Raw genomic sequence first — 1,168 nt, 5'->3', positions numbered from 1 at the left:
ATCGTCGGCGCCGGATCGATCTTCCAGTCGCCGGTGTGGATTACCGTGCCGGCGGGCGTAGCGATCGCCAGCGACATCGGCTCGGGAATGGAATGCGCAACCGGGATGGCTTCGATCTCGAACGGCCCGATAGTGAACGTCTCGCCGGCCCTGTAGATCATTGCCGGGATTTTTGGCGCGTTCTGCTCGCCCTGCCGTTTGGCCTCCAGCAGGCCGGCGGTGAACGGCGTCATCCAGACCGGCACTTTGAGCTTCGGCCAGATATCGAGCAGCGCGCCGTAATGGTCCTCATGCGCATGGGTTACGACCACGCCGCGCAAGCCGTCGAGGTTCTCCTCGATGAAGCGTGTGTCGGGCAGGATCAGATCGACGCCCGGATGCGCGCTGTCCGGAAATGTGACTCCGACATCGACTACGATCCATTCGCGCGCGTCCGCGGGCCCGTAGCCATAGAGGGCGAAGTTCATGCCGATCTCGCCGACGCCGCCGAGCGGCGCGAAGACGAGTTCGGCGTTCTCAGTATTCGCCATAAATCCTTTCCTTCCTGGCCAGTCAGGCCAAGCCAATCAAATCAAGTCGTCAAAGACGGGCCGACGCGACCGCGCCGAAATGCACGTCGCCGGCCGCGATCGTCAAAACAGTTCCGTCATCGTCGCGGATCACGAAACGGCAGTCCTCGTCAATGGTTTCGAAGACGCCGCGCACCACATTGCCGTCAATTCTGACAGCAACCTCACCGCCGAGCCCCGCGGCGCGAGCCAACCAGCGTTTCCTGATCGCGCTAAGTCCCCGCCCGTCGTCCCACAATCTGAAATTCTCGCTCCACGCATCCGAGAGCGCCAGGAACAGCATCTCGGCATCGCAATTGGCGCCAAGTGCCTGCAGCGACGTCGCCGGATAAGGCAGATCCTCGGGGTATGCCACGACATTGACGCCGATGCCGACGGCAACCGCGAAACGGCCGCCTTCGAGCAGAGCCGATTCCAGCAGGATGCCGGCAAGCTTGGCGCCGGTGGCGAGCACGTCGTTCGGCCATTTCAGCTCGAAGCGGTTGCGTCCTTCGCTGGCTCCGTCCAGGCCAACGGCGATCCGCCCTTGCGGCACGACGGCATCGAGCGCGTCGGCCAACGCAAGCCCGGCGACGAAGCCAAGCGTCGCGGCGAGCCGC

2 protein-coding genes are annotated in these 1,168 nt (G+C 64.0%); both read right to left on the bottom strand.

Translation table 11 applies throughout. The features are described from left to right. Nucleotides 1-530, bottom strand: a 530-nt coding sequence (locus EOA49_RS32025; protein ID WP_164749389.1) for a ribonuclease J, incomplete at its 3' end; no start/stop codon positions are given. 49 nt (nucleotides 531-579) lie between these two features. Continuing rightward, nucleotides 580-1,168: biotin--[acetyl-CoA-carboxylase] ligase (locus EOA49_RS32020; RefSeq protein ID WP_164749388.1), on the bottom strand; the 589-nt coding region annotated here is incomplete at its 5' end.

Origin of the sequence: Mesorhizobium sp. M1A.F.Ca.IN.020.04.1.1, assembly GCF_003997315.1 — a bacterium.
Lineage (GTDB): Bacteria > Pseudomonadota > Alphaproteobacteria > Rhizobiales > Rhizobiaceae > Mesorhizobium.
Note: the sequence above shows the minus strand (reverse complement) of the source record. Positions and strands in the feature narration are given on the sequence as shown.